Here is a 26,096-nt window from a genome sequence, read left to right as displayed (position 1 = left end):
GCGCATCATGTCCGCCAGCCCGCAGCCGCTGCGCATCGCGATCACGACCGGCGAGCCGGCCGGCGTCGGCCCCGAGCTGACGGCCCGCGCGCTCGCCGACGCGGCGACGCGCTGGCCGGACGCGCGTTTCACGGTGCTCGGCGACGCGAATCTGATCGCGCAGCGCGCGGCCGCGGTCGGCGTCGACTGGGTGCGCGTGACGGCGGGCGGCGCGAATGCGGATGTCGCAGGCGCGCACGTCGGGAATGCGCATGTCGCCGACGCGCACGTCGCAGACGCGCATGTCGCCGTCGTGCATCGCGCGCTTGCCGCGCCGGCCGAAGCCGGCAAGCTGAATCCGGCGAACGGGCGCTACGTGCTCGATCTGCTCGATGCGGCGATCGACGGCGCGCTCGCCGGCGAATACGACGCGATCGTCACCGCGCCGCTGCAAAAGAGCACGATCAACGATGCGGGCGTGCCGTTCACCGGTCACACCGAATATCTCGCCGAGCGCACGCACACGCCGCGCGTCGTGATGATGCTCGCGGGCACGGGCGAGCGCCCGCTGCGCGTCGCGCTCGCGACGACGCACCTGCCGCTCAAGGACGTGTCGGCCGCGCTGACGATCGACGGTCTTGCCGATACGCTCGCGATCGTCGATCGCGACTTGCGCGGCAGCTTCGGTCTTGCCGCGCCGCGCATCCTCGTGACGGGCCTGAATCCGCACGCGGGCGAGAACGGTTATCTCGGCCGCGAGGAAATCGACGTGATTGAGCCGGCGCTCGAACGCGCGCGGGCGGCGGGCATCGACGCGCGCGGCCCGTACCCGGCCGACACGCTGTTCCAGCCTCGCTACCTCGAGCATGCGGATTGCGTGCTCGCGATGTTTCACGACCAGGGACTGCCGGTCCTCAAGTACGCGACGTTCGGCGAAGGCATCAACGTCACGCTCGGCCTGCCGATCATCCGCACGTCGGTCGATCACGGCACCGCGCTCGATCTCGCCGGCACGGGCCGCGCCGATCCGGGCAGCCTCGTCGCCGCGATCGACACCGCCGTGACGATGGCGCGCCATCGGCGCGCGGGCTGAGTTTTCGCGTCATTCGTTTTTCTATCTCTCGATGTCGAACAGCAGACAGCACCAAGGGCATTTCGCGCGCAAGCGCTTCGGGCAAAACTTTCTCGTCGATCACGGCGTGATCGACGCGATCGTCGCGGCGATCGATCCGAAGCGCGGCGAGCGGATGGTCGAGATCGGTCCGGGCCTCGGCGCGCTCACCGGGCCCGTGATCGCGCGGCTCGCGACGCCCGATTCGCCGCTGCACGCGGTCGAGCTCGATCGCGACCTGATCGGACGCCTCGAGGAGCGCTTCGGCGATCTGCTCGAGCTGCACGCGGGCGACGCGCTCGCGTTCGACTTCGGCTCGCTCGCGCGGCCGGGCGGCGCGCCGTCGCTGCGGATCATCGGCAATCTGCCGTACAACATCTCGAGCCCGCTGCTGTTCCATTTGATGTCGTTCGCGCCCGTCGTGATCGACCAGCACTTCATGCTGCAGAACGAAGTCGTCGAGCGGATGGTCGCCGAGCCGGGCACGAAGGCGTTCAGCCGGCTGTCGGTGATGCTCCAGTACCGCTACACGATGGACAAGCTGATCGATGTGCCGCCCGAATCGTTCCAGCCGCCGCCGAAGGTCGATTCGGCGATCGTGCGGATGATTCCGCACGCGCCGCACGAGTTGCCTCACGTCGACGTCGCGGTGCTCGGCGAAGTGGTGACGGCCGCGTTCTCGCAGCGCCGCAAGATGCTGCGCAACACGCTTGGGGGCTATCGCGACCTGGTGGATTTCGACGCGCTCGGCTTCGATCTCGCGCGCCGCGCGGAAGACGTCGGCGTCGACGAGTACGTGCGCGTCGCGCAGGCGGCCGGCGCCGTGCGGCGGACGGGCGGTTGAGAGGCGACTTGAGAGGCGACTTGAGAGGCGACTTGAGGGGCGACTGAGGGGCGGGCGGCCGGCGACGGGCGGCGCAAAGGGCGGCGCGTCGCGGGATCGCGCGGCCGGTGTCGGCATGTCGGCGTGTCCACGAAGCCGCCGGATCGGCAAAACGACTAAACGGCTAAACGGCAAATCTGCAACGCGCCCCGCCACGGCCGCCGGCCGGATAATCCTCCGTTTCCCGCCTACTTGCCGCGATCCCCTTTCGGCGGCGCGTTGACGAGCCCGATGCCCGCCAGCACGAGCGCGGCCGCCGCGCCGAAGCGTGCGTCGACCGAATCGCCGAGCAGCAGCACGCCGAAGCTCACGCCGAAGAGCGGCGCGAGAAACGTAAACACGGAAAGCCGTGCCGCGCTATAGCGCGTCAGCAGCCAATACCATGCGAGATAGCTCGCGAACGCGACAATCACGCCTTGATACGCGAGGCTCGCGACGGCGAGCGGCGTCACGTTCGCGAGCGTCGTCTGTCCGGTGACGACGGCCAGCCCGAGCAGCGCCGCCGCCGACACCGTCAGCTGGTAGAACAGCGTCTTGCTCGCGCTCGCGCGCGCGAGCGACGTCGAGCGCACGACGACCGTCGTCGCCGCCCACATCACGCCGCCGAGCACGCCGAGCGCGTCGCCCGCGAGCCCGGCGAGCGTCGATGCGCCGCCCGCGGCCGGCCGCGCGAAGCCGTCGGCGAATGCGACCGCGATGCCCGAGAACGCGATCGCGACGCCCATCCATTGCATGCGGCGCATCTTCTCGCCCGGCGCGAACAGGTGCAGGCCGAGCGCGGTGAAGCACGGCGCGGTGTAGAGGAAGATCGCCATGCGCGCGGCGCTCGTCAGCGTGAGGCCGAAAAAGAGGCAGACGAATTCGCCCGCGAACAGCGTGCCCGCGGCGACGCCGGCGCCGAACGTGCCGTCCGCGCGAAAGAGCGACGTGCCGCGCGCGCTCGCCCACGCCCACACGCCGACGGCCGCGATCGCCGAGCGCAGCCCGGCTTGGAGCATCGGCGGGATTGCGTGCGTCGCGCTCTTGATCGCGACTTGCTGGAAGCCCCAGATCGCGCATAGCAGGATCATCACGCCGATCGCGCGCAGATCGAGCGCCGGGCGTGCCGGCGCGTAGGCGACGGCGCTCATCGGACGCCCCCGAACGCGGTGGCGCGCGCCGTGGATATGCCGGCGGCCGGGCGCTCGGCGGACAAGCTCGGTTCGAGGAAGAAGGTTTGCACGGTTTGCGGGCCGGGGGAGCGGCTGTCGGAAAGGTGGTTCGATTCGTCGCGGGACGCGGCGCGGGCGGCCTCGTCGCGGGGTGCGGCGGGCGGCGATGCGGCGCGCATGCCGCACCGCTGCCTGCCGCGACGATCTTAACCGATCGCGCCGCGCGCCGCCTGCCGTCGTGCATGGCTTCCGCTGCCCGGATGGGCGGTGCGGCGGCCGGCGAGAATCGCGCGGGTCTGGTACATTCGCACGTTCAAGCAAGTCCCCACGGAGTACATCATGCGTTTGCTTCACACGATGCTGCGAGTCGGCGATCTCGACCGCTCGATCAAGTTCTACACCGAGCTGCTCGGCATGAAATTGCTGCGCCGCGACGACTATCCGGACGGGAAATTCACGCTTGCATTCGTCGGCTACGGCGACGAGCGGGACCACACGGTCATCGAGCTCACCCACAACTGGGACACGAAGTCGTACGACCTCGGCACGGGCTTCGGCCACCTCGCGCTCGAAGTCGACGACGCGTACGAGGCGTGCGAGCGGATCAAGGCGCAAGGCGGCAAGGTCACGCGCGAAGCCGGCCCGATGAAGCACGGCACGACGGTGATCGCGTTCGTCGAAGATCCGGACGGCTACAAGATCGAGTTCATCCAGCGCAAGTCCCACTGAGCGCTGTCCGGCCGCACGGGGCGCTGCGGCGCTCCGCGCCGGCTCGCATCCGGCGCGCGATGCGTTCGCGCCTGCGCGCCGAGTCGTTTTTCCTCTCCCACGATTCCTTTTCATGAACCCGTTTTGCTCGGGCTGCGAAGCTCGGCGGCGCGTTCGCGTTCGCGCTTGCGCGCGCTTCCGCGGGCGGCGGCGCGGTTCGGGCGACGCGCCGCGTCGTGCGCCGCGTCGCGCGCGGGCGTAGGCGGGCGAGTCGGCGCATGCATCGGTCGTGCGGCGCGGGACGACGGCGGCGAGAGGAGGGGCGGGCGCGGAAGCGCCGAATCGAATCGGTGCGGCGCCTGCCGCATCGAAAGCGCGCCGCGAAAATCGATGTCCGATTGCGGTTGCGCGCGGCCGCGTCCCCCGGGCTACCGCTCGCCGCGTTCGGCCGCCGCCCTTTCGATCGGGCGACGGGCGGCGCGCTTTTGCGAGCGCCGCGCGCTCAGAGCGCCGGCAGCAGCTCCGGCGGATGATGCTTGAGCGTATGCCGCGCTTCGCGGAATTCCGGAAAGATCGATTCGACCGTCTGCCAGAACGCCGGGCTATGGTTCATCTCGCGCAGATGCGACAGCTCGTGCGCGACGACGTAATCGACGATCGACATCGGAAAGTGGACGAGCCGCCAGTTCAGGCGGATCTTGCCGTCGCTCGAGCAACTGCCCCAGCGCGTCGCGGCCGACGACAGCGCATACATCGAATACGTGACGCCGAGCTTCTGCGCATACACCGCCAGCCGCTCGCCGAAGATCCGCTTCGCTTCGCTCTGCAGCCACCCCTGCACGCGGTCCTTGATCTGCTGCTCGCTCGCGTGCGCGGGCAGCCCGAGCTCGAGCGTCGCGGCGGCCGCGTCGAAGCTGAGCGCGCCCTTCGCCGACGCGAGCGCGATGGTGACGGGCTTGCCGAGGTACGGAATCTGCGCGCCTTCCTTCCAGTCGATCTGCGGCAGCGCGCGCTGCTCGGCGCGCGTCTGCCATTCGGCGAGCTTGTTGAAGATCCAGCGACGCTTCTCGGCGATCGCCGCTTCGATGTCGGCGAGCGTCACCCAGCGCGGCGCGGTGATCGTGAGGCCGCTGCCGTCGATCGCGAAGCCGATCGTGCGGCGCGCCGAGCGCTTGAGCTTGTATTCGAGGACGCCGCCGTCGAGCGCGAGCGTGCGGCGACGGGAGCGGTCGGCGTCGGGCGGCGCAGCGGGTGCGGCGGGCGCAACGGACGAAGCGGGCGGAACGGCGGAAGGGGAAGCGGGAGACGCCGAGGCGGCCGGCCCGTCGAAGAGCGGCAGGTCGAGCTGGCGGTGATCGAGAGCCACGACGGCCGGCCGTGGCCTGGGACGCTTCGGCATCAGTTCGCTTCGTTTGGCAGTGCGCAATGGGTGAAACTCGCTTGACTTCAGGTACGCGCGGCGTCGGACGAGCGTGCGGCGCCGCGTGCGCCGTCGCGCTCGTGCCGGTACGCGTCCGGATCGATGCGGCGCATTTCCGCTTCGATCCAGTTCTCGACACGTTCGTTCAATTGATCGGGGGTGAGGCCTTGCGTGTCGATCGGCTTGCCGATCGACACCGTGACGGTGCCGGGATACTTCATAAACGAGTTGCGCGGCCACACGCGTCCCGCGTTGTGGGCGATCGGCACGACGGGCGCGCCCGCGCCGATCGCGAAGCGCGCGCCGCCCGTCTTGTACTTGCCCTGACTGCCGACCGGCGTGCGCGTGCCTTCGGGGAACATGATGACCCACGCGCCGTCCGCCATTCGCGTGCGGCCCTGGCGAATCACCGAATCGAACGCGTTCTTGCCGTCCTTGCGGTTGATGTGGACCATGTGCAGCATCCCGAGCGCCCAGCCGAAGAACGGCACGTACAGCAACTCGCGCTTGAACACGTAGCAGAGCGGCTTCGGCATCAGCGCGGGCAGCGCGATCGTCTCCCACGCGGACTGATGCTTCGGCAGCAGCACGGCCGGGCCGTCGGGCAGGTTCTCGTAGCCTTCGATGCGATAGCGGATGCCGTTCAGCCAGCGCGCGACGAAGAGCGTCGACTTGCACCAGCCGGCCGCCATCCAGTAGCGCGCGTTCGGGCGCAGGAACGGGAACGCGATGAAGCACGCGGTCGCGTACAGCGCCGTGTAGACGATGAAATAAACGAATAGGAGCAGGGAGCGGGCGAAGCGCATCGGCGTGACGTTACGGTGAGGGAGGACGCGCGCGGGTCGGCATCACTCGTGTTCTTCGGAAAGGAAATCGAGCGCGAACGCGCGCAGGTCGTCGTGCACGCGCGTGCCTTGCGGCAGCCCGCCCGCGGCGAGCGTCTTCTTGCCCTTGCCCGTCAGCACGAGGTGCGGCCGGAAGCCGAGCGCCGCGCCCGCCTGCAGGTCGCGCAGCGAATCGCCGACGACGGGCGTGTTCTGCGGATCGATCTCGAAGCGCTCGGCGATCAGCTTCATCATTCCCGGCTGCGGCTTGCGGCAGTCGCAGTGGTCGTCGGCGGTGTGCGGGCAGAAGAACACCGCGTCGATCCGTGCGCCGACCGCGGCCGCCGCGCGATGCATTTTCAGATGCATCGCGTTCAGCGTCGCCATGTCGAACAGGCCCCGGCCGATGCCCGACTGGTTGGTCGCGACGACGACGCGGTAGCCCGCGTGGTTGAGCCGCGCGATCGCCTCGAGGCTGCCGGGCAGCGCGATCCATTCGTCGGGCGACTTGACGAACGCGTCCGAATCGACGTTGATGACGCCGTCGCGGTCGAGGACGACGAGCTTCTTGCTGGGACTGGTCGGCATTGCGTGGCCCCCGGCTTCAGGCGGCGAGCTTCGAGATGTCCGCGACGCAGTTCATCTGCTGATGCAGCGCGGACAGGAGCGCGAGCCGGTTCGCGCGCAGCGCGGGGTCCTCGGCGTTGACCATCACGTCGTCGAAGAACGCGTCGACGGGCGCGCGCAGCGCCGCGAGCGCGGAGAGGGCGCCCGTGTACGCGCGCGCCTCGAGCTGCGACTGCACGCGCGGCGTGACCGCGGCGAGCTGCTCGGCGAGCGCCTTCTCGGCGGCTTCGACGAACAGCGTCGGCTGCACCGCGCCGTTCGCGCCGCTTTCCGACTTCTTCAGGATGTTCGAGATCCGCTTGTTCGCGGCCGCGAGCGCTTCGGCTTCCGCGAGGCGCGTGAATTCGCGCACCGCGTCGAGGCGCGCGACGATGTCGTCGAGGCGCGTCGGGTTCAGGCTCAGCACCGCGTCGACTTCGCCTGCCGTGTAGCCGCGCTCGCGCAACAGGCCGCGCAGGCGATCGATGAAGAACGCGTAGATCGCGTTGGTCGATTCGGCGACGCCCGGCACCGCCGCGAAGCGCTCGTACGCGGTGCGCAGCAGCCAGACGAGATCGAGCGGCAACTGCTTTTCGAGCAGCAGACGCAGCACGCCGAGCGCGTGACGGCGCAGCGCGAACGGGTCCTTCTCGCCCGTCGGCGCGAGGCCGATGCCCCAGATGCCGACGATCGTCTCGAGCTTGTCGGCGAGCGCGACCGCGGTCGACACGGGCGCCGTCGGCAGCGCGTCGCCGGAGAAGCGCGGCTGGTAGTGCTCGGTGCACGCGACAGCGACGTCTTCCGGCTCGCCGTCGTGGCGCGCGTAGTACGTGCCCATCGTGCCCTGCAGCTCGGGGAACTCGCCGACCATGTCGGTCAGCAGGTCGGCCTTCGCGAGGCGCGCCGCGCGGATCGCGATCGTCGCGTCGGCGCCGATCGCGGGCGCGATCTCGCCCGCGAGCGTTTCGAGGCGCTCGACGCGCGCGAGCTGCGAGCCGAGCTTGTTGTGATAGACGACGTTCGCGAGCAGCGGCACGCGCTCGGCGAGCGGCTTCTTCTTGTCCTGTTCGAAGAAGAACTTCGCGTCGGCGAGGCGCGGGCGCACGACGCGCTCGTTGCCCTCGACGATCTCGTCCGGCGTCTTCGTCTCGATGTTCGACACGATCAGGAAGCGCGAGCGCAGCTTGCCCGCCGCGTCGGTGAGCGCGAAGTACTTCTGGTTCGTCTGCATCGTGAGGATCAGGCACTCCTGCGGGACTTGCAGGAATTCGTCCTCGAAGCGGCACGGATAGACGACGGGCCATTCGACGAGCGACGTCACCTCGTCGAGCAGCGCTTCCGGCATCACGACCTGGTCGCCGTCGGCGTGCGCGGCGAGCTGCGTGCGGATCGCTTCCTTGCGGTGCGCGAAGTGCGCGATCACGCGGCCTTTCTCGCGCAGCGCGTCCGCGTACGCGCTCGCGTGCTGGATCGCGACGAGGCCGTCGGACAGGAAGCGGTGGCCGAGCGTCGTGTCGCCCGCGTCGATGCCGAACGCGGACACGGGCACGATGCGATCGTCGTGCAGCACGGTGAGGCGATGCACGGGGCGCACGAACTGGACGTCGGTGCCGTCCGGGCGCTGATAGGTCATCACCTTCGGGATCGGCAGCTTCGCGAGGGTTTCGTCGAGCGCGGCCTGCAGGCCGTCGGCGAGCGACGCGCCGGGCGCCGCGTAGTTGACGAAGAACGCTTCGGCCTTGCCGTCGTGCGCGCGCTCGAGATCGGCGATCGACAGGTTCGGGCGGCCGAGCGCGGCGAGCTTCTTCGCGAGCGGGGCGGTGGGCAAGCCTTGCGCGTCGAGCGCGACCGACACCGGCAGCACTTTTTCGCGGACCTGCTTTTCGGGCGCGACGGCGCGCACGTTCCGGACGACGACGGCGAGGCGGCGCGGCGTCGCGTAGCGCTCGAACGCGAGCTCGCCTTCGATCAGGTCGCGCGCGGCGAGGCGTTGCGCGATGCCTTCGGCGAACGCGTCGCCCAGGCGCGCGAGCGCTTTCGGCGGCAGCTCTTCGGTCAGCAGTTCGACGAGCAGGGAAGCGGAATGGTTTTGCGTCATGGTGTGAAGAATCTCGTCAGTCCTGATCGATCTTGCGTTCGGCCTTCAGCGGCGGCGCCCACGCGGGCTGCGCGGCCTCTTGCGCGTCGGTGGTCAAGCCCGGCACGCCCGGCACCGGGTTGCCGATCATCGGGAAGCCGAGCTTCTCGCGCGAATCGTAGTACGCCTGCGCGACGAGCCGCGACAACGCGCGGATGCGGCCGATGTACGCGGCGCGCTCGGTCACGGAAATCGCGCCGCGCGCGTCGAGCAGGTTGAACGTGTGGCCCGCCTTCAGCACGAGCTCGTACGCGGGCAGCGCGAGCTGAGCGTCGATCATCCGCTTCGCTTCCGCTTCGTAGCTGCTGAAGAACGTGAAGAGCAGCTCGACGTTCGCCTGCTCGAAGTTGTAGGTCGACTGCTCGACTTCGTTCTGGTGATAGACGTCGCCGTAGGTCAGGCGGCGCAGCTCGGGGCCATTCGGGCCTTGCTCTTCCCACTCGGTCCAGATCAGGTCGTAGACGTTCTCGACTTTCTGCAGATACATCGCGAGGCGCTCGAGGCCGTAGGTGATCTCGCCGAGCACCGGCTTGCAGTCGAGGCCGCCCACTTGCTGGAAGTACGTGAACTGCGTGACTTCCATGCCGTTCAGCCAGACTTCCCAGCCGAGGCCCCACGCGCCGAGCGTCGGGTTTTCCCAGTCGTCCTCGACGAAGCGCACGTCGTTCTGCTTCAGATCGAAGCCGAGCGCTTCCAGCGAGCCGAGGTACAGGTCGAGGATGTTCTCCGGCGCGGGCTTGAGCACCACCTGATACTGGTAGTAGTGCTGCAGGCGGTTCGGGTTCTCGCCGTAGCGGCCGTCCTTCGGGCGCCGCGACGGCTGCACGTACGCGGCGCGCCACGGCTCGGGGCCGATCGCGCGCAGGAACGTGTGCACGTGCGACGTACCGGCGCCGACTTCCATGTCGATCGGCTGGAGCAGGGCGCAACCCTGCCTGTCCCAATAGGACTGGAGCGTCAGGATGATTTGCTGAAACGTAAGCATGAGAGGCCTTCGTGGCGCTGGGCGCCGCGCTTCGGGCGGACGGCGCGAGCGGGGCTGGCGCCGGCAGCTCGCGCGGCGCGCGGCTTGGGTCTGTGCTGAAACGCGTAATTTTACCGGATCGGCGGGCAGGTGCGGCCGGAACGGGGTGGGGCAGCCCTCCATACGCGTTCGCGGGCGACGAAATCGCGGGAAAACGGGCGGATGCGCGGGGGCCGATCGGCGGCGCGTCGGCGCGCGATTCGCGGGCGGCCGCGGCGCACGCGGCACGCACGGCACGCACGGCACGCACGGTACGCACGGCACGCACGGCACGCACGGCGCACACGGCACGCACGACGCACACGGCACACACGGCACGCACGGCACGCACGGCTCACACGGCTCACACGGCTCACACGGCTCACACGGCTCACACGACGCACACGACGCACACGGCACATACGGCACACACGACGCACACGGCACACACGGCACACACGGCACACACGGCACACACGGCACACACGGCACACACGGCACACACGGCACACACGGCACACACGGCACACACGGCTCACACGGCTCACACGGCTCACACGGCTCACACGGCTCACACGGCTCACACGGCTCACACGGCTCACACGGCGCGCGCCGCGCCGTGCGCGCGGGCGGCGCACGGCCCCAGCGGCGGATCGCCAGTCGGCCATTCGACGGACGCGCGCGGCGACGAAGCACCCGCGCATTTTCGAGACGCCGGGCGGCGGCGAGCCGGTAAGATGGTGGCTTCCGCGCCGCGTCGCGCGCCACGCCGTCTTCGTGACGATCGCCCATGTCCCTCGCTTCGCCCGGCCCGAACGTTCCGTTGCTGCCGCCCTTCGTCGCGATGCTTCGCCGGGCGCTCGACGCCCGCGGCGACGCGCGCGCGATCTGGCTCGAAGCCGCCGGCCTGCTGCATCCCGTTGACGACGGCGCGATCCATCGGCTGACGATGGCGCTCGTCGGCGACGGGCGCGCCGATGACGCGGTCGAACTCGCGCGCCTCTGCGACGCGCTCGCGCCGACGTCGCCCGCCGCCGCGTTCAACCACGGCTACGCGCTGCAGCACGCGGGGCGTCACGCGGAGGCGATCGCGCCGTACCGGCGCGTGCTGGCCGTCGAGCCCGCATGGCCGTCGCTGAAGAACAACCTCGCGATCGCCGTCCGGATGACGGGCGGCGACGACGCCGAGGAGCTCGCGCTGCTCGAAGGAGCGGCCGCCGGCGCGCCGTCCGAGCCCGATGCGTGGATCAATCTCGTTATCGCGCGGCTGCGCCGCCACGACCTGCCGGGCGCGCTCGACGCGTCGGCGAAGGCGCTCGCGCTCGCGCCCGACAGCCCGCTCGCGCTCACCAACGCGGCGATGGCGTACAAGGAGGCGCAGCGCTGGGACGACGCCGAGCGCGCGTCGCGGCGCGTCATCGAGCTTGAGCCCGGCGATGCGTCGCACCGCTTCAACCTCGCGCTGATCCGGCTCGCGCGCGGCGACTACGCGAGCGGTTGGCCGGCGCACGAACTGCGCTGGAGCGGCGCGCCCGAGCTGCGCGGCAAGCTGCCGGCGCTGCCCGGCCCGCGCTGGCGCGGCGAGCCGCTGGCCGGCAAGACGCTGCTCGTGTGGGGCGAGCAGGGCATGGGCGACCTGCTGCAGTTCGCGCGCTTCGTGCCGGCGCTCGCCGAGCGCGTGCATCGCGAAGGCGGCCGGCTCGAATGGAATGCGTTTCCGCAAATGGGTGATCTGCTCGTGCGCAGCCTCGGCGCGCACGTCGACGGCTATCGTGCGGGCGGCGGCGTCGACGCGCTGCCGCCGTTCGACTACGAGCTTGCGCTGATGAGCGTGCCGTGGATGCTCGGGCTCGGCGATGCGCTGTTCGGCGATACCGTCCCGTATCTGCGCGCCGACGACGCGGCGCTCGCGCGATGGCGCGCGCGCTTCGCCGAGTCCGCGCAGGCGGGGGCGACGCCGTTGCGCGTGGGGCTTGCGTGGACGGGCAGCCTCGCGCATCAGCGCAATCCGTTCAGGCGTGTCGGTCTCGACCGGTACGTCGCCGCGTTCGGCGGGATCGGCGGCGTGACGTTTCATTCGCTGCAGCCGGGCGCGTCGGCGGACGTCGCGGCAGCGCGCTCGGCGGGCTTTCCGATCGTCGACGACACGGCCGAGCTGCGCACGTTCGACGATACGGCCGCCTACGTCGGCGCGCTCGATCTGATCGTGAGCGTCTGCACGTCGGTTGCGCATCTGGGCGGCGCGCTCGGGCGCCCGACGTGGGTGCTGCTCGACGTCAATCCGCACTGGGTGTGGCAGCTCGGGCGGCGCGACAGCCCGTGGTATCCGAGCGCGACGCTGTATCGTCAGCGCGAGTTCGCGCGCTGGGAGCCGGTGATGGACGAGGTGGCGCGCGATCTGCGCGCATGGGCGCAGCGCGCGGGCTGAAGAACGCGCCGCCGGCGGGCGGCGCGCGGAGAGCGTCAGCCGCGCCGGCGCAGCCCCGGCCCGAACGCGAAACCGAACGCGAGGAACAGCAGCGACAGCGCGAGCACCGTCGCGTTGCCGCTCGTCACGTACGGCGTGCGTCCGGCCGTGCCTTCGATCCGCACGTCGAGCGAGCCGATCGTGTAGGGCTTCAGCTGGCCGAGCACGCGCCCTTGCGCGTCGATCGCGGCCGTCATCCCGGTGTTCGTCGCGCGCAGCATCGGCCGGCCGGTCTCCAGCGAGCGCATCCGCGCGATCTGCAGGTGCTGGTCGAGCGCGATCGTGTCGCCGAACCACGCGAGGTTCGTCACGTTGACGAGCACGCCCGGCGACACCGGATTGTCGCGGATCGTCGCCGCGATCTCCTCGCCGAAGATATCCTCGTAGCAGATGTCCGCCATCACCGGCTGGTTGCGCACGATGAACGGCTGCTGGACCGGCGCGCCGCGCGCGAAATCGCCGAGCGGCATCTTCATCAGGTCGACGAACCAGCGAAAGCCCCACGGGATGAATTCGCCGAACGGCACCAGATGGTGCTTGTCGTAGCGGTAGATGTCGCGCGAATGCGGCGTCACGCCGTACAGGCTGTTCGTGTAGTCGACGATCCGGCCGTCGGCCGTCACCGTGCCGCCGACCGCGCCGAACAGCACGGCCGTGTCGGTCGTGTCGCTGAACGCGCGCACCGCGCGCGCGAACGGCTCGGGCAGTTCCTGGATCAGCACCGCGATCGCCGTCTCGGGCGTGACGACGAGATCGGCCGGCTTCTCGGTGATCATCTTCTGATACATCTCGATCGCCGCCTTGATGCCCGCTTCCTCGAACTTGATGTCCTGCTTCACGTTGCCTTGCAGCAGGCGCACCGCGAGCGGCGCGTTCGCGGGCACGGTCCACGGCACGAGCGCGAGCAGTGGGCCGATCGCGACGAGCGCGACGGCCGCGAGCGCCGGCGCCGCGACGCGCGGCGCGCGGGAGGCACGCGGGGCGGCCGTCGCGCTCGTCGCCGTCGCATCGGTTCGGCCGTTGCCGCGGCCGTTTCCGGTTCCATTGCCATCTTCGCGCGCGCGCACGATCGCCTGCACGGCGAGCGCCGCGACGAGCGCGAGCATCCAGCCGATCCCGTAGACGCCGACGATCGACGCGTAGCCGGCGAGCGGCCCGTCGACCTGCGCATAGCCGCTCGCGAGCCACGGAAAGCCGGTGAGCACGGTGCCGCGCAGCCATTCGCCGGCGGCCCATGCGCTCGCGAACGCGAACGCGCCGTGCCAGGTCGGCGAGAACGGGCGCGGCTCGGCGGCCTGGCCGTTTTGCGCGTGTCCCGCGCAGAACGACCAGAGCCCCGCCGAGAACGCCGGATAGATCGACAGATACAGGCAGAACAGCACGAGCGCGCCGCCCGCGAGCGGCGCGGCCATCTCGCCGTACACGTGCATGCTGATGTAGAGCCACCAGATGCCGGTGATGAAGTTGCCGAAGCCGAACGCGCCGCCCGTGGCCGCCGCGTGCTTCCAGCTCGTCGTGCGCGTGAGTTGCGCGAAGAGCCATGCGAATACGACGAACTGCAGCCAGCCGCCGTGAGGCGTCGGCGCGAACGTCAGCGTGTTGGCCGCGCCCGCGAGGAGCGCGGCCGGATAGTGCCAGACGGGCAGCGCACGGCCGGCGGCCGTAGAGGAGACGCTCGATTGCGAGCGGGTCGAGATCGGTTCGGCCATGCGTTGCGTCGAAGGAGCGGGTTGGGAAACGGAGGCCGCGCGTCAGTCTTCGCCGGCCGAGCTGCTGCGCCGGCCCGCGAGCGGCGCGCGGCGCACGAGCAGCACGTGGATCTGGCGGGCGTCGCCGCGCTGGATCTCGAACAGCAGGTCGCCGAGGCGCACCTTCTCGCCGCGATGCGGGACGCGGCCGAAATGGTGCGTGATGAGGCCGCCGATCGTGTCGACTTCGTCGTCGGAGAAATCGGTGCCGAACGTTTCGTTGAACTGCTCGATCTCGGTCAGCGCGCGCACGCGATAGCGGCCGTCCGGCGCGGCGATGATGTTGCCGGCTTCCTCGTCGAAGTCGTATTCGTCCTCGATGTCGCCGACGATCTGCTCGAGCACGTCCTCGATCGTGATGAGGCCCGCGACGCCGCCGTATTCGTCGACGACGATCGCGAGGTGGTTGCGGTTCACGCGGAAGTCGTGCAGCAGCACGTTCAGCCGCTTCGATTCGGGGATGAAGACGGCGGGGCGCAGCATCCCGCGCACGTCGAATTCCTCTTCCGCGTAGAAGCGCAGCAGATCCTTGGCGAGCAGGACGCCGATCACGTTGTCGCGGTTGTCTTCGTACACCGGGTAGCGGGAGTGTGCTTTTTCGAGCACGAACGGGATGAAGTCCTCGGGCTTGTCGGCGATGTTGAGCGCGTCCATCTGCGCGCGGGGCACCATGATGTCGCGCGCGCACAGATCGGACACCTGGAACACGCCCTCGATCATCGACAGCGAGTCGGCGTCGATCAGGTTGCGCTCGTGCGCATCCTGCAGGATTTCGAGGAGCTCGGCCCGCGAATCGGGCTCGGGCGAGATGAAGTCGGTCAGACGCTCGAGCAGCGAGCGCTTTTCATGCGGTTTGTCGGAGGATTTTCGACTGGGATACGAATCGTTCATGGTGGTGCGCCCTGCGTATCGAAGGCGCGCTGTCACGGAATTGGCAAGGATACACCAAGGCTATGGCGCGTCCGTGTCGACGGGCATGCGCGCGAGCCGCAGCGGCGCGTCGCGCGATTCCGGCCGAGCGGCGCGGCCTCGGGCGTCCCTCATCGTAGCGCAGAAACGCTCACGCGGGCAGCGGCGGAAAAAAACGGCGGATGCGAAGCGGCGCGCGGCCGGTGCGCGGGCGGGTGGGCTTGCGGGGCGCGCGCACGTCCGGCGCCGGTGGTGCGAGACGGCGTGCGGCGGCTGTGGCGGCATTTGGCGATCGCATCGCGCCTTCGCATCCCTCGTTTGGCATCCGGCAACCGGTACTCGGCGTTCGGCGCGTCGCGCGACCGCTCGCCGCACCGTCCGCCCACGCCCGCCGACCGACTGCGTTGACAGAGTCGGCGGCGTTGAGAGCGTCAGCCCTTCGGCCGCTATCTGCAGCGCGCGAGCAGCGCCTCGAGCGCCTGATCGGGCATTCCGCTGTCGCGCAGCGCGTCGACGGTGCGGCTCACGTAGTCGAGCGTGGTGCCGTAGCGGCCGCTCGCGCAGCCGAACACGATTCTCACGACGTCGTCGTGCAGCTTGCCGGTATAGGTCGGGACGTCGCGCCGCATGACGAACGCGAGCGCGCTGACCCGCTCACGGCCCGCGAGCGCGCACGGCAGCCACGCGGGGCGGTACGAGCCCATCGCCATCTCGCGCCGCCACAGCGCCTCGAGGTGCGGTATCGCGGTGCGGCCGGCGAGCCGGAACGCAAGCCCCGTGCACGAGCCGCCGCGGTCGAGCGCGAGCACGAGCCCAGGCTGCTCGGGCGTGCCGCGGTTCACGCGCGACCACAAATAGAGCCCGCGGTGGTAGCCGTGGACCTTCGCGCGCACCGACTCGACGGCGGGCATCCCCGGGTTCCAGATCAGCGAGCCATAGCCGAACAGCCACAGATCGCTCGTGCGATCCCAGCCGGCCAGCGTCGCGCCGAGCGACGCCGCGAGTTCGTCGTCGCTCAGGTAGCGCGCTTCGCCGAGCGACGGAGGGTATGGGCAGCGGCTGGGTGCGGGGGCGGGGCGGCTCACGGGCGGGCAGGGCGGCGCGAATCAGCGGTACGGATTCGGGAAGCCGAGCTTTGCGAGGATGTCGGTTTCGAGCGCTTCCATCTCGGCCGCGTCCTCCTCTCCGCGCTCGTGGTCATACCCCTGCGCGTGCAGCGCGCCATGCACGAGCAGATGCGCGTAGTGCGCGACGAGCGTCTTGCCCTGCTCGCGCGCCTCCTTTTCGACGACGGGGCAGCACAGCACGAGATCCGCGACGGTGACGCCGTCCGGCTCCTCGCCGTACGCGAAGGTCAGCACGTTCGTCGCGTAGTCCTTGTGCCGATAGCTGTGGTTGAGCGCGCGCCCTTCGTCGGCGCCGACGAAGCGCACGGTGAACTGCGCGTCGGAGAAGATCGCGGGCTCGAGCCATTCGGCGATCACCTTGCGCTTGGGCAGCGACTTGCGCTGCGCGTCGCCGATCTCGTCGCCGTACTGGACCGCGAGGTCGAGCTCGGGCTCGCGGTCGTGCGCGTCTTCGCCCGCGTCGCTCGTTTCGTCGTGAGCGAAGTCCGGATTCTCGTCGGCGCCGACTTCGACCGTCACGCTATCGTAGTGCTCGGGGCGCAGCGCGATCGTCGCGCGCAGCGACGGGTCCGCGTGCTGAGCGACGATCGCGACGGCCGCGTCGCCCGAACTGCCGGACAGGTCGAACATCAGGCTGCGGCCGTCGGCGAAGTCGACGCGCAGCGCCTGCGCGTCGACCGATTTGACTTTGCCTTTCGCATCGAACAGCGACAGGCGAGGAAATTCGGGTTGCGCTGCCTCGGCGCGCGCGGACTTGGTGGAACGGGACGATTTCATCACGCTGACGTCGGTTTGAACGCGGTTGAGGATACACCAAACGGACGAGCGTCCGGGGGCCAATTGGCGAGTTGTCGCGAGTGGGGAGGGGGCTTGCGCGCGGCATTTTTGGGCTCGCCCGGCGACGATTCGGGCGAGGCCCGGCGCGCAGTATCAGGCGCGTGCGGCCGGCGTGCGGCCGGCGGTTCTTGGGGGCGAGCGTTGCGCCGACACGCGCGGCAGGCGGGCGGGGCGCGCATCGGCCGGCATGGGACCGGTGCCCGAGCGCTGCGGATCGTCGACGGGGCGGCGGGCGCGCCGTCGACGGATTCGGATTGCGATCCGTCGCGCGTCGCCGCGCGCGAACCCGGTCGATGGCGTTGCCGTGCGGAACGGACGATCGGGCGACTGGTCGCTCAGGCGCTCCCCGGAAGATCCGCCGATCGACCGGCCGAGCGATCGACCAATCGAGCGGCCGAGCGGCCGATCACGCGAACGATCACGCGACCGATGATCGCGCGACGAACGATCGAGTGATCAGGCGGCCTGCGCGAGCGGTGCGAGGCGCCGCCCGCGCAGGCCGTGCACGCCGCCCGATCGGCAAGCACGCTTCCGTTCGTGGCGCGCTTCGGCCCGATCGTCCCGCGCGGCCGCGCCGGCGCGACGCGTTCACTCGTCCTTGTGCTGCGCGTGGAATTCGTCGTAGGCCTCGACGATGCGCGCGACGAGCGGATGGCGGACCACGTCGGCGCTCGTGAAGCGCGTGAGCGCGATGCCGCGCACGCCGCCGAGCACCTGCTGCGCCTCGATCAGGCCGCTCTTCTGCGCGCGCGGCAAATCGACCTGGCTCGTGTCGCCCGTGACGACCGCCTTCGAGCCGAAGCCGATCCGCGTGAGGAACATCTTCATCTGCTCGGGCGTCGTGTTCTGCGCCTCGTCGAGGATGATGAACGCGTGGTTCAGCGTGCGGCCGCGCATGTACGCGAGCGGCGCGATCTCGATCATCTGCCGCTCGAACATCTTCGCGGTCTTGTCGAAGCCGAGCAGATCGTAGAGCGCGTCGTACAGCGGCCGCAGGTACGGATCGACCTTCTGCGCGAGGTCGCCGGGCAGGAAGCCGAGCCGCTCGCCGGCCTCGACGGCCGGGCGCGTCAGCACGATGCGCTTGACCTGGTCGCGTTCGAGCGCGTCGACCGCGCACGCGACCGCGAGATACGTCTTGCCGGTGCCCGCCGGGCCGACGCCGAACGTCACGTCGTGCGACAGGATCTGCTTCAGGTACTCGCGCTGCGCGGGCGTGCGGCCGCGCAGATCGGCGCGGCGCGTATAGAGCTTCGGCGCGCCATCGTCGATGTGCTCTTCGTCGCCGATGCGCACGACGGGCTCGTCGAACGGATGGTCCGGATCGCCGCGAAACCGCACGTCGACTTCGGTCCCGCCGTTGCCTTCGCCATGGCCGTTACGGCGCGGATTGCCCGGATGGCGGGCCTCGACGAGCGCGAGCTGGATATCGTCGACCGACAGCGGATCGCGCGCGCGGTTGTAGAAGTCCTCGAGCGCCGTCAGCGCGGTTTTCGCGCCGCGCCCGCGAATCGCGATCCGGTGGCCGCGCCGCGTGAGCGTCACGTCGAGCGCCTGTTCGATCTGCCGCAGATTTTCGTCGAGCGGGCCGCAGAGATTCGCGAGGCGCGCGTTGTCGTCGCGCGGCGCGGTGAATTCCAGTGCTTGAGCGGTTTTCAAAGTGGCGTCGGGTTCCTGTAGGGCATTCAGTGCGTGGCGGCGCTCGCGTCGTCGTGCGCGAGCACGAGCTCGCCGCGCAGCGAGTGCGGATACGCGTGATTGATCTTCACGTCGATCATCTGGCCGATGAGGCGCGGGTGCGAGGCGAGTGGCGCGGGGAAGTTCACGACCCGGTTGTTCTCGGTGCGGCCCGCGAGTTCGTTCGGGTCCTTGCGCGACGGTCCCTCGACGAGAATCCGCTCGACCCTGCCGACCATCGACTGGCTGATGCGTGCGACGTTCTCCTCGATCGTCGCCTGCAGATGTTGCAGGCGTTTGAGCTTGACCTCGCGCGGGGTGTCGTCGGCGAGGTTCGCGGCGGGCGTGCCGGGGCGCGGGCTGTAGATGAACGAGAAGCTCGTGTCGTAGCTCATCTCGTGGACGAGCGCCATCGTCTTGTCGAAGTCGGCTTCGGTCTCGCCGGGGAAGCCGACGATGATGTCCGTCGACAGCGACAGGTTCGGGCGGATCGCGCGCAGCTTGCGGATCACCGATTTGTACTCGAGCACCGTGTAGCCGCGCTTCATCGCCATCAGGATGCGGTCCGAGCCGTGCTGGACGGGCAGGTGCAGGTGGTCGACGAGCTTCGGCACCTTCGCGTACACGTCGAGCAGGCGCTGCGTGAATTCCTTCGGATGCGACGTCGTATAGCGGATTCGCTCGATGCCGGGGACGTCGGCGACGTATTCGATCAGCGTCGCGAAATCGGCGATTTCGCCGGAGCCGGCCGCGAGCGGGCCCCGATATGCGTTCACGTTCTGGCCGAGCAGCGTGACTTCGCGCACGCCCTGATCGGCGAGGCCGGCGATCTCGGTCAGCACGTCGTCGAGCGGGCGCGACACTTCATCGCCGCGCGTGTACGGCACGACGCAGTAGCTGCAGTACTTGCTGCAGCCTTCCATGATCGACACGAACGCGCTCGGGCCTTCGACGCGCGCGGGCGGCAGGTGATCGAACTTCTCAATTTCGGGGAACGTGATGTCGACCTGCGCGCGGCCGCTCGCGCGGCGCGCGTCGATCATCTGCGGCAGGCGGTGCAGCGTCTGCGGGCCGAACACGAGATCGACGTACGGCGCGCGCGCGACGATCGACGCGCCTTCCTGGCTCGCGACGCAGCCGCCGACGCCGATCAGCAGTTCCGGCTTCGCCTCTTTCAGCTCGCGCACGCGGCCGAGATCGGAGAACACCTTTTCCTGCGCCTTCTCGCGCACCGAGCAGGTGTTGAAGAGGATGATGTCCGCGTCTTCGGGGGTGTCGGTCTTCTCGAGGCCTTCGGCGGCGTTGAGCACGTCGACCATCTTGTCGGAGTCGTACTCGTTCATCTGGCAGCCGAAGGTCTTTACGTAAACTTTCTTGGTCATGAGGATTCGCCGTTCGCAGTGGTTGACCTGGGGGCGTCGTTCAAAGTGGATCGGGGGACGGATCGGCGCGCCGCCAGCCGCGCGATGCGCGCGCCGCGTACGGGAAGATGCCGCCGGGAAAGCTTTCTATTATAGCTTTTCGGGCTTCGCGGAGCAGGCGGCGGGGCGTCGCGCGAGGCGGGGCGGCGTTTGGCCGATCGCGTGGCGGGCGCACGGGCAAGGGCGGCAGGCAGCGAATTGCGGCGGGGCGGCAGGCACGCGCGCCGCTTGGTGCGATCCTCGCACCGACGAACCGACGAACCGACGAACCGACGAACCGACGAACCGACGAACCGACGAACCGACGAACCGACGAACCGACGAACCGACGAACCGACGAACCGACGAACCGACGAACCGACGAGCCGACGAGCCGACGAGCCGACGAGCCGACGAGCCGACGAGCCGACAACCGACAACCGACAACCGACAACCGACAACCGACAACCGACAACCGACAACCGACAACCGACAACCGACTAGTCAATAAGCCTACGAGGCAAGAAGCGAGGAGCCGAGAGCCGAGAGTCGAGCGAGAATCCAAGAAGCGGAAAGCCGCGGCGGCGAGCACCGATTCGCGCGGTCGGGCCGAGCAGCGCGCCGAAGCGCCGAAGCGGCGTGCGCCCCGCGTCACCGGCACGCGTTCAGCAGACCCTCGAGCGCCTTTTCCTCCTGCGCGAAGCGCTCGACGAGAAAATCGAGCAGCACCCGCACGCGCGGCGCCATGTAGCGCTTGCCGTGATAGATCGCGTGCAGCGGCGCGTCGTGGTGCCGCCACTCGGGCAGCAGCACCTTGAGCCGCCCCGCGCGCACGTCGGCCGCGATGTCCCAGATCGATTTCAGCGCGATGCCGTAGCCGCGAATCGTCCATTCGCGCGTGAGGCCGCCGTCGTTCGTCTCGTGCGCGTTCGCGAGCGGCACCGTGTAGGTCTGCGTGTCGTCGCCGCGCGTGAAGCGCCACACGTTGAGCGGCCCCGACGCGATCGTGATCACGTTGCACGGAAAGCGGGCCAGATCGAGTGGGTCTTTCGGCGCGCCGTGCTTGCCGATGAACGCGGGCGACGCGCACAGCACGCGCCGGTTCGCCGCGAGCCGCCGCGCGATCAGCGCGCCGTCGGGCGGCGCGGCGAAGCGGATCGCGAGATCGATCTCGTCCTGCCAGAGGTTCGACGACGAATCCGACGCCGTCACGGAGAACGTCACGTCGGGATAGCGCGCGTTGAATTCGTCGAGCCAGTCGAGCAGCTGATTGCGCCCGAAATCCGACGTCGACGACAGCCGCACCTTGCCGCTCACGACGTTGCGGCCTTCCTGAAGCATCGCGTCGGCGTCGTCGAGTGCCTGCAGCGCCTGCCGGCAGCAGTTCAGGTACAGGCGGCCCTCGTCGGTGAGCCGCAGCCGCCGCGTCGAGCGCTCGAAGAGGCGCGTCGACACCTGCGCCTCCAGCTTCGCGAGCCGCGCGCTCGCGGCGGCGGGCGTCAGGTTCAGCTTGCGCCCGGCGGCCGACAGGCTGCCGAGCTCGGCAGCCTCGACGAACAAGCGGATGTCGCCCAATCGATCCATGCGATTTTCAGATATTTTTTGAAAATGATTCAAATGCTACGCCAATTATCAAAATTCTTCTGATTCGGGACAATGCGCGCTCGTCAGTTTTTTGATGCGGTGCCGCATGAGTCGCGCCGCATCCCGCACCGGAGCGTCTCATGCCTCTACCGTTACTCGCGCTCGCGATCAGCGCGTTCGCCATCGGCACCACCGAATTCGTCATCATGGGCCTCTTGCCCGACGTCGCGCGCGATCTCGCGGTCACGCTGCCGTCCGCGGGCCTCCTCGTCAGCGGCTATGCGCTCGGCGTCGCCGCGGGCGCGCCGCTGCTCGCCGTGCTCACCAGCAGAATGCCGCGCAAGGCGGCGCTGCAACTGCTGATGGCGATCTTCATCGTCGGCAACGTGCTGTGCGCGGTCGCGCAAAGCTACGGGATGCTGATGATCGCGCGCGTCGTCACGTCGTTCGCGCACGGCTCGTTCTTCGGCATCGGCGCGGTCGTCGCCGCGTCGCTCGTGAGCGCCGACAAGCGCGCGAGCGCCATCGCGCTGATGTTCACGGGGCTCACGCTCGCGAACGTGCTCGGCGTGCCGTTCGGCACCTTCGTCGGCCAGACGCTCGGCTGGCGCGCGACGTTCTGGATCGTCGCGGCGCTCGGCGTCGCGTCGTTCGCCGGCGTCGCCGCGCTCGTGCCGAAGCAGCGCGATGCGGCGGGCGTCGCGCTCGGCCGCGAGCTGCGCGTGCTGAAGGAGCCGCAGGTGTGGCTCGCGCTCATGATGACGGTGCTCGGCTTCGGCGGCGTGTTCGTCGTGTTCACGTACATCGCGCCGATCCTCGAGGACGTGACGCGCTTCTCGCCGCACGCGGTGTCGCTCGTTCTCGTGCTGTTCGGCGTCGGGCTCACGATCGGCAACACGATCGGCGGCAGGCTCGCGGACCGCGCGCTGATGCCGTCGCTGATCGCGATCCTCGTCGCGCTCGTCGCCGTGATGGCGGTGTTCGCGAAGACGAGCCATCTGCCCGTCGCGGCCGCCGTTACCGTGTTCGTGTGGGGGATCGCTGCTTTCGCGACGGTTCCTCCGCTGCAGTCGCGGGTGGTCGAGAAAGCCGCGCATGCGCCGAATCTCGCGTCGACGCTCAATATCGGCGCGTTCAACGTCGGCAATGCGGGCGGCGCGTGGCTGGGCGGCGTCGCGCTGTCGCACGGCATGCCGCTCGACGCGCTGCCGTGGGTCGCGGCCGTCGTCACGCTCGCCGCGCTCGCGGTCACCGTGCTCGCCGCGCGGCTCGATACGCGCGTCTCACAGGGTGCGGCCGCAACGGCGCAATGACGCATCGCGGAACGCCGTCCTCTGCGATCCTGATAACAGTGTGAAGATAACTTTGTTTGACGGCCCCCAAGCGGATGTTAGTCTTTGGCTCATCTGAAACCGTTGGGCTTGCTTTGGCCCTGGAGGCAACGTCATGCATTCTCCGTTGGCGCTCGTGCGCGATGTGTCTTCACCGGATGCCGCCTCGGCGGCCGATGCCGACGCGTCGTACGAGTCGTTCGATGCGCTCGAGCGGCTCGTCGGCGTGAATCTCGCGCGCCTGCGCGCGGAGCGCCAGTTGTCGCTCGATGCGCTCGCGCGGCTCTCGGGCGTGTCGCGGGCGATGCTCGCGCAGATCGAATCGGCGCGCAGCGTGCCGTCGATCAAGGTGCTCTGCAAGGTCGCGGCCGCGCTGAAGGTGTCGGTGGCCGCGTTCCTGCGGCGTCATGCGGTCAATGGTTTCGAGCATCTGAGCGCCGAGCGCGCGGTGCGCGTCGTCAGCTCGAACGGGCGCTTCTCCGCGCGCGCGCTGTATCCGGAAGGCGAGCCCGCGGTCGCCGAATTCCACGAGCTGCGGATCGCGCCGCTGCACACCGAGCCGGGCGCGTCGCGCGCACCCGGCACGAGCGTGAATCTCGTCGTCAGCGAAGGCACGCTCGAAGTCAGCATCCACGATCGGCGCCAGTTGCTCGCGACGGGCGACGCGATCGTGTTCGACGCCGATCAGCCGTACACGCTGCGCAACCCCGGCGATACCGAGGCGCGTGCGTTTCGCGTGACGGTCAACGCCGAAGTGCCGCCGCGCTGGCACGTGCCGGCGTGACGCCGAGCGTTGCGGCGCACGCTCGCGCGTCGCGGTCTAGCACGGTTTAGACGGATTCGTCAGTAGGGTCTTGTCGGCTTCTCGCTGCGGCGCGTCCGCAGGTGTTGTATGCTTCACCGGCCGGTTCGTCCGGCAATCAGTGCGTCTTCAGGGCGGGGTGAAATTCCCCACCGGCGGTAGGCCGGCATGTTGCCGGCGAGCCCGCGAGCGCCCGCGCAATGCGTGGGGTCAGCAGATCTGGTCCGATGCCAGAGCCGACGGTCATAGTCCGGATGAGAGAAGATGTGCAGATGGTCATGTGCGCCAGGCCTCGTCCGCTGCGCGCGCGGCGCGGAAGCGGTGTCGCGCTGTCTGTTTGCTAAGCCCTGAAACGTTTTTCGCCCCATTTTTTCCGCGAGGAGCGTTTCATATCATGTCGTTTCCGTTGCCTTCGAAGTCGGCGCCCGCCGACGCTTTCTCCGATCTCCCGTTGCTCGACGCCGAACCGGTGCCGCCGCGCATCGCCGCCGCGCTCGCCGCGCTGCGCGAAGGGCGCGCGGTCGTGCTGCAGGACGACGACGACCGCGAGAACGAAGCCGATTTGATCGTCGCCGCCGAGCGTCTCACCGACGAGACGATGGCGCTGCTGATCCGCGAGTGCAGCGGCATCGTGTGCCTGTGCCTGACGGACGAAAAGGTGCGCGCGCTCGAGCTGCCGCCGATGGCGCAATTGAACGAAAGCAAGAACGGCACCGCGTTCACGGTGTCGATCGAGGCGCGCGTCGGCGTGACGACCGGCGTGTCGGCCGCCGATCGCGTGACGACGATTCGCGCGGCGATCGCCGACGGCGCGTTGCCGCACGACATCGTGCGCCCCGGCCACGTGTTTCCGCTGCGCGCGGCGCCGGGCGGCGTGCTCGCGCGGCGCGGCCATACCGAGGGCACCGTCGATCTCGCGATCCTGGCCGGGCTCGAGCCCGCGGGCGTGCTGTGCGAGCTGATGAATCCGGACGGCACGATGACGCGCGGCGCCGACGTCGAGCGCTTCGCCGCGCAGCACGGGCTGCCGATGCTGACGATCGCCGAGCTCGTCGAATTCCGCGAGCGGCTCGCGGCCGCGCGCGAACGCGACGCGTGCTGCGAGGACGTTGCCTGATCGATTCCGGTTTGCTCGGCGACAGCGTGCGGCGGGCGAGCCGCGCCGCGCGCGAAGCGACGTTGCGCGACTACGACTGCACGCCGCCGAATTCGCCGCGCAAGCCCGCCTCGACGAGCGCAGGCAGCTCGTCCATCGAGCGCATGATGCGCGTGATCCCCATTTTGCGCAGTGCGTCTTCGTAGCCGCCGGGAATGTGGCTCGCGCCGACGAACGCGATCGTCTTCATGCCCGCCGCGCGCGCCGCGTTCAGCCCCGACACGCTGTCCTCGACGACGACGCAGCGCGCCGGCTCGACGCCGAGCGTGCGCGCCGCGTGCAGATACACGTCCGGATAGGGCTTCGGCCGAGCGACCTGCTCGGCGCTGAACACGCGCTCGCCGAACACGTCCGTGAGCGCCGCGCGCTTGAGCGAGTTGCGCACGCGCTCGAGCCGGCTGTTCGACACGACGGCCGCGGGCAGCGCGATCTTCGACAGCGCGTCGCGCACGCCGGCGATCGGCGCGAGCCACTGCGCAAGGCCGATCTCGATGTTGTGCTCGATCGTATCGAGGAAATTCGCCGGCATCGCAATGCCGTGGCGCGCTTCGAGGCCCGCGAGAAAGCGCGACGTCTGCTGGCCGAACGCGGCTTTCGCGTCGACCGTGAAATCGATCGCGGGAAACGTGGCCGACAGCGTGTCGAACAGCACGCGATCGGCGATCACTTCGCTGTCGACGAGCACGCCGTCGCAGTCGCAAATGAGGTGGTCGAGCATAGGAAAACAACGAAAAATGGGACGAGGCGACGAAGCATCATGATACGTGCTTTGTCGCGGCGGGGCGCGGCTCGTCGGCGCGAATCATGGTGCGACACGTTGCGTGGGCCGCGCGGCGCTCGTTCGTGTTCGCATGCGTTGGTGCGGGCGAGCGCGCGGCAGCGAGGGCGAGGCTCCGCGCCGACGCTCGTGACGCTGCGCGATTTCCCGCGAGGCAATGCGGACGCAAAGCGGCGAGCGAGCGTGAAGCAAGCGGCGGCGAGGGGCGGGCAGGGGGCCATGCTCCCGGCGCGCGGTGCGGCGTGGCGCGTCGTGTCGATGTCGATGTCGATGTCGAATCGACGGACGCATGATCGATGCAGGCTCGCACGTTCACGTCCGCGCGCGAGCCGCGCGGGTGCCGATCATCGTCGCGTCGTGCGGCTGCCTGTCGCGGGCCCGGCGGCACGCAGCCGCATGCCCTTGATGCTCGCGCCGCGCCGTCGACGCGAGGCTCGGCCGGGCCGATCGGCCCGAGC

The 26,096-nt window shown here is 69.5% G+C and carries 21 protein-coding genes and 1 riboswitch; of the genes, 7 read left to right on the top strand and 14 right to left on the bottom strand.

Going from position 1 to position 26,096, the window contains the following annotated elements; genetic code table 11:
- Positions 1–7 precede the first annotated feature (7 nt).
- Together pdxA and rsmA are read left to right on the top strand one after the other, a co-directional pair.
- The gene (gene pdxA, locus WS78_RS16315) at positions 8–1,072 is read left to right on the top strand and encodes a 4-hydroxythreonine-4-phosphate dehydrogenase PdxA (RefSeq protein ID WP_038751196.1); all 1,065 of its coding nucleotides are present in this window, start codon (positions 8–10) and stop codon (positions 1,070–1,072) included.
- Positions 1,073–1,103: 31 nt separating this feature from the next.
- On the top strand, positions 1,104–1,934 hold the full coding sequence (gene rsmA, locus WS78_RS16310; protein ID WP_038751198.1) for a 16S rRNA (adenine(1518)-N(6)/adenine(1519)-N(6))-dimethyltransferase RsmA: 831 nt from the start codon (positions 1,104–1,106) through the stop codon (positions 1,932–1,934).
- A 227-nt stretch (positions 1,935–2,161) separates the two neighbouring features.
- On the opposite strand, the gene WS78_RS16305 is transcribed toward rsmA, so the two are convergent.
- The gene (locus tag WS78_RS16305; protein ID WP_038751200.1) at positions 2,162–3,103 is read right to left on the bottom strand and encodes a DMT family transporter; all 942 of its coding nucleotides are present in this window, start codon (positions 3,101–3,103) and stop codon (positions 2,162–2,164) included.
- Positions 3,104–3,463: 360 nt separating this feature from the next.
- Here WS78_RS16305 and gloA point away from each other — a divergent pair, with 360 nt between their 5' ends.
- The gene (gloA, locus tag WS78_RS16295; protein WP_038751204.1) at positions 3,464–3,853 is read left to right on the top strand and encodes a lactoylglutathione lyase; all 390 of its coding nucleotides are present in this window, start codon (positions 3,464–3,466) and stop codon (positions 3,851–3,853) included.
- A gap of 481 nt (positions 3,854–4,334) precedes the next feature.
- On the opposite strand, the gene WS78_RS16285 is transcribed toward gloA, so the two are convergent.
- Genes WS78_RS16285 through glyQ form a run of 5 tightly spaced genes read right to left on the bottom strand, consistent with a single transcriptional unit; the run spans position 4,335 to position 9,804 of the window.
- A complete protein-coding gene (locus WS78_RS16285) occupies positions 4,335–5,231 on the bottom strand; it encodes a M48 family metallopeptidase (RefSeq protein ID WP_038751208.1) in 897 nt (298 codons plus the stop codon).
- Positions 5,232–5,278: 47 nt separating this feature from the next.
- Positions 5,279–6,058 carry a lysophospholipid acyltransferase family protein gene (locus WS78_RS16280; protein WP_038751210.1) on the bottom strand — a complete coding sequence of 260 codons (780 nt, stop codon included), beginning with the start codon at positions 6,056–6,058 and terminating at the stop codon, positions 5,279–5,281.
- A gap of 42 nt (positions 6,059–6,100) precedes the next feature.
- On the bottom strand, positions 6,101–6,664 hold the full coding sequence (gene gmhB / locus WS78_RS16275; RefSeq protein WP_059577267.1) for a D-glycero-beta-D-manno-heptose 1,7-bisphosphate 7-phosphatase: 564 nt from the start codon (positions 6,662–6,664) through the stop codon (positions 6,101–6,103).
- Between the two features lie 16 nt (positions 6,665–6,680).
- Positions 6,681–8,780, bottom strand: a complete 2,100-nt coding sequence (glyS, locus tag WS78_RS16270; RefSeq protein WP_059577264.1) for a glycine--tRNA ligase subunit beta — start codon at positions 8,778–8,780, stop codon at positions 6,681–6,683.
- Positions 8,781–8,796: 16 nt separating this feature from the next.
- The gene (gene glyQ, locus WS78_RS16265) at positions 8,797–9,804 is read right to left on the bottom strand and encodes a glycine--tRNA ligase subunit alpha (protein WP_081989874.1); all 1,008 of its coding nucleotides are present in this window, start codon (positions 9,802–9,804) and stop codon (positions 8,797–8,799) included.
- 808 nt (positions 9,805–10,612) lie between these two features.
- On the opposite strand from glyQ, the gene WS78_RS16260 reads away from it, so the two are divergent.
- A complete protein-coding gene (locus WS78_RS16260; RefSeq protein ID WP_059575271.1) occupies positions 10,613–12,250 on the top strand; it encodes a tetratricopeptide repeat protein in 1,638 nt (545 codons plus the stop codon).
- Positions 12,251–12,285: 35 nt separating this feature from the next.
- On the opposite strand, the gene lnt is transcribed toward WS78_RS16260, so the two are convergent.
- The 7 genes from lnt to WS78_RS16215 all read right to left on the bottom strand — a co-directional run bounded on the left by lnt (position 12,286) and on the right by WS78_RS16215 (position 21,571).
- Complete coding sequence (lnt, locus tag WS78_RS16255; protein WP_038751907.1) at positions 12,286–13,998, bottom strand: apolipoprotein N-acyltransferase; 1,713 nt, start codon at positions 13,996–13,998, stop codon at positions 12,286–12,288.
- Between the two features lie 42 nt (positions 13,999–14,040).
- Complete coding sequence (locus tag WS78_RS16250; RefSeq protein ID WP_038751910.1) at positions 14,041–14,928, bottom strand: HlyC/CorC family transporter; 888 nt, start codon at positions 14,926–14,928, stop codon at positions 14,041–14,043.
- Between the two features lie 464 nt (positions 14,929–15,392).
- Complete coding sequence (locus WS78_RS16245; protein ID WP_038751913.1) at positions 15,393–16,031, bottom strand: gamma-glutamylcyclotransferase; 639 nt, start codon at positions 16,029–16,031, stop codon at positions 15,393–15,395.
- 21 nt (positions 16,032–16,052) lie between these two features.
- Positions 16,053–16,850 (bottom strand): rRNA maturation RNase YbeY, encoded by a 798-nt coding sequence (gene ybeY, locus WS78_RS16240; RefSeq protein ID WP_059575269.1) that lies wholly within the window; start codon positions 16,848–16,850, stop codon positions 16,053–16,055.
- Positions 16,851–17,498: 648 nt separating this feature from the next.
- Complete coding sequence (locus tag WS78_RS16230; protein ID WP_038751919.1) at positions 17,499–18,569, bottom strand: PhoH family protein; 1,071 nt, start codon at positions 18,567–18,569, stop codon at positions 17,499–17,501.
- 26 nt (positions 18,570–18,595) lie between these two features.
- Positions 18,596–19,969 (bottom strand): tRNA (N6-isopentenyl adenosine(37)-C2)-methylthiotransferase MiaB, encoded by a 1,374-nt coding sequence (miaB, locus tag WS78_RS16225; protein ID WP_038751922.1) that lies wholly within the window; start codon positions 19,967–19,969, stop codon positions 18,596–18,598.
- 669 nt (positions 19,970–20,638) lie between these two features.
- Positions 20,639–21,571: a LysR family transcriptional regulator gene (locus tag WS78_RS16215; RefSeq protein ID WP_038751924.1), complete on the bottom strand. Its 933-nt coding sequence runs from the start codon at positions 21,569–21,571 to the stop codon at positions 20,639–20,641.
- Positions 21,572–21,711: 140 nt separating this feature from the next.
- Between WS78_RS16215 and WS78_RS16210 the strand changes: the two genes are divergently transcribed.
- The 3 genes from WS78_RS16210 (at position 21,712) to ribB (ending at position 24,821) form a co-directional block, all read left to right on the top strand.
- On the top strand, positions 21,712–22,884 hold the full coding sequence (locus tag WS78_RS16210; protein WP_059575267.1) for an MFS transporter: 1,173 nt from the start codon (positions 21,712–21,714) through the stop codon (positions 22,882–22,884).
- A gap of 133 nt (positions 22,885–23,017) precedes the next feature.
- Positions 23,018–23,686 (top strand): helix-turn-helix domain-containing protein, encoded by a 669-nt coding sequence (locus tag WS78_RS16205; RefSeq protein ID WP_038751929.1) that lies wholly within the window; start codon positions 23,018–23,020, stop codon positions 23,684–23,686.
- A 139-nt stretch (positions 23,687–23,825) separates the two neighbouring features.
- A riboswitch (FMN riboswitch) is annotated at positions 23,826–23,974 on the top strand.
- A gap of 124 nt (positions 23,975–24,098) precedes the next feature.
- Positions 24,099–24,821, top strand: coding sequence for a 3,4-dihydroxy-2-butanone-4-phosphate synthase (ribB, locus tag WS78_RS16200; protein WP_038751933.1), 723 nt, complete (start codon positions 24,099–24,101; stop codon positions 24,819–24,821).
- A gap of 70 nt (positions 24,822–24,891) precedes the next feature.
- Here ribB and WS78_RS16195 read toward each other — a convergent pair whose 3' ends face one another.
- Positions 24,892–25,578, bottom strand: coding sequence for an HAD family hydrolase (locus tag WS78_RS16195; RefSeq protein ID WP_038751935.1), 687 nt, complete (start codon positions 25,576–25,578; stop codon positions 24,892–24,894).
- Positions 25,579–26,096: the final 518 nt, after the last annotated feature.

The organism is Burkholderia savannae, from assembly GCF_001524445.2.
Lineage (GTDB): Bacteria > Pseudomonadota > Gammaproteobacteria > Burkholderiales > Burkholderiaceae > Burkholderia > Burkholderia savannae.
The sequence above is the reverse complement of the archived record's forward strand: the minus strand, read 5'-3'. Positions and strand labels throughout refer to the sequence as shown.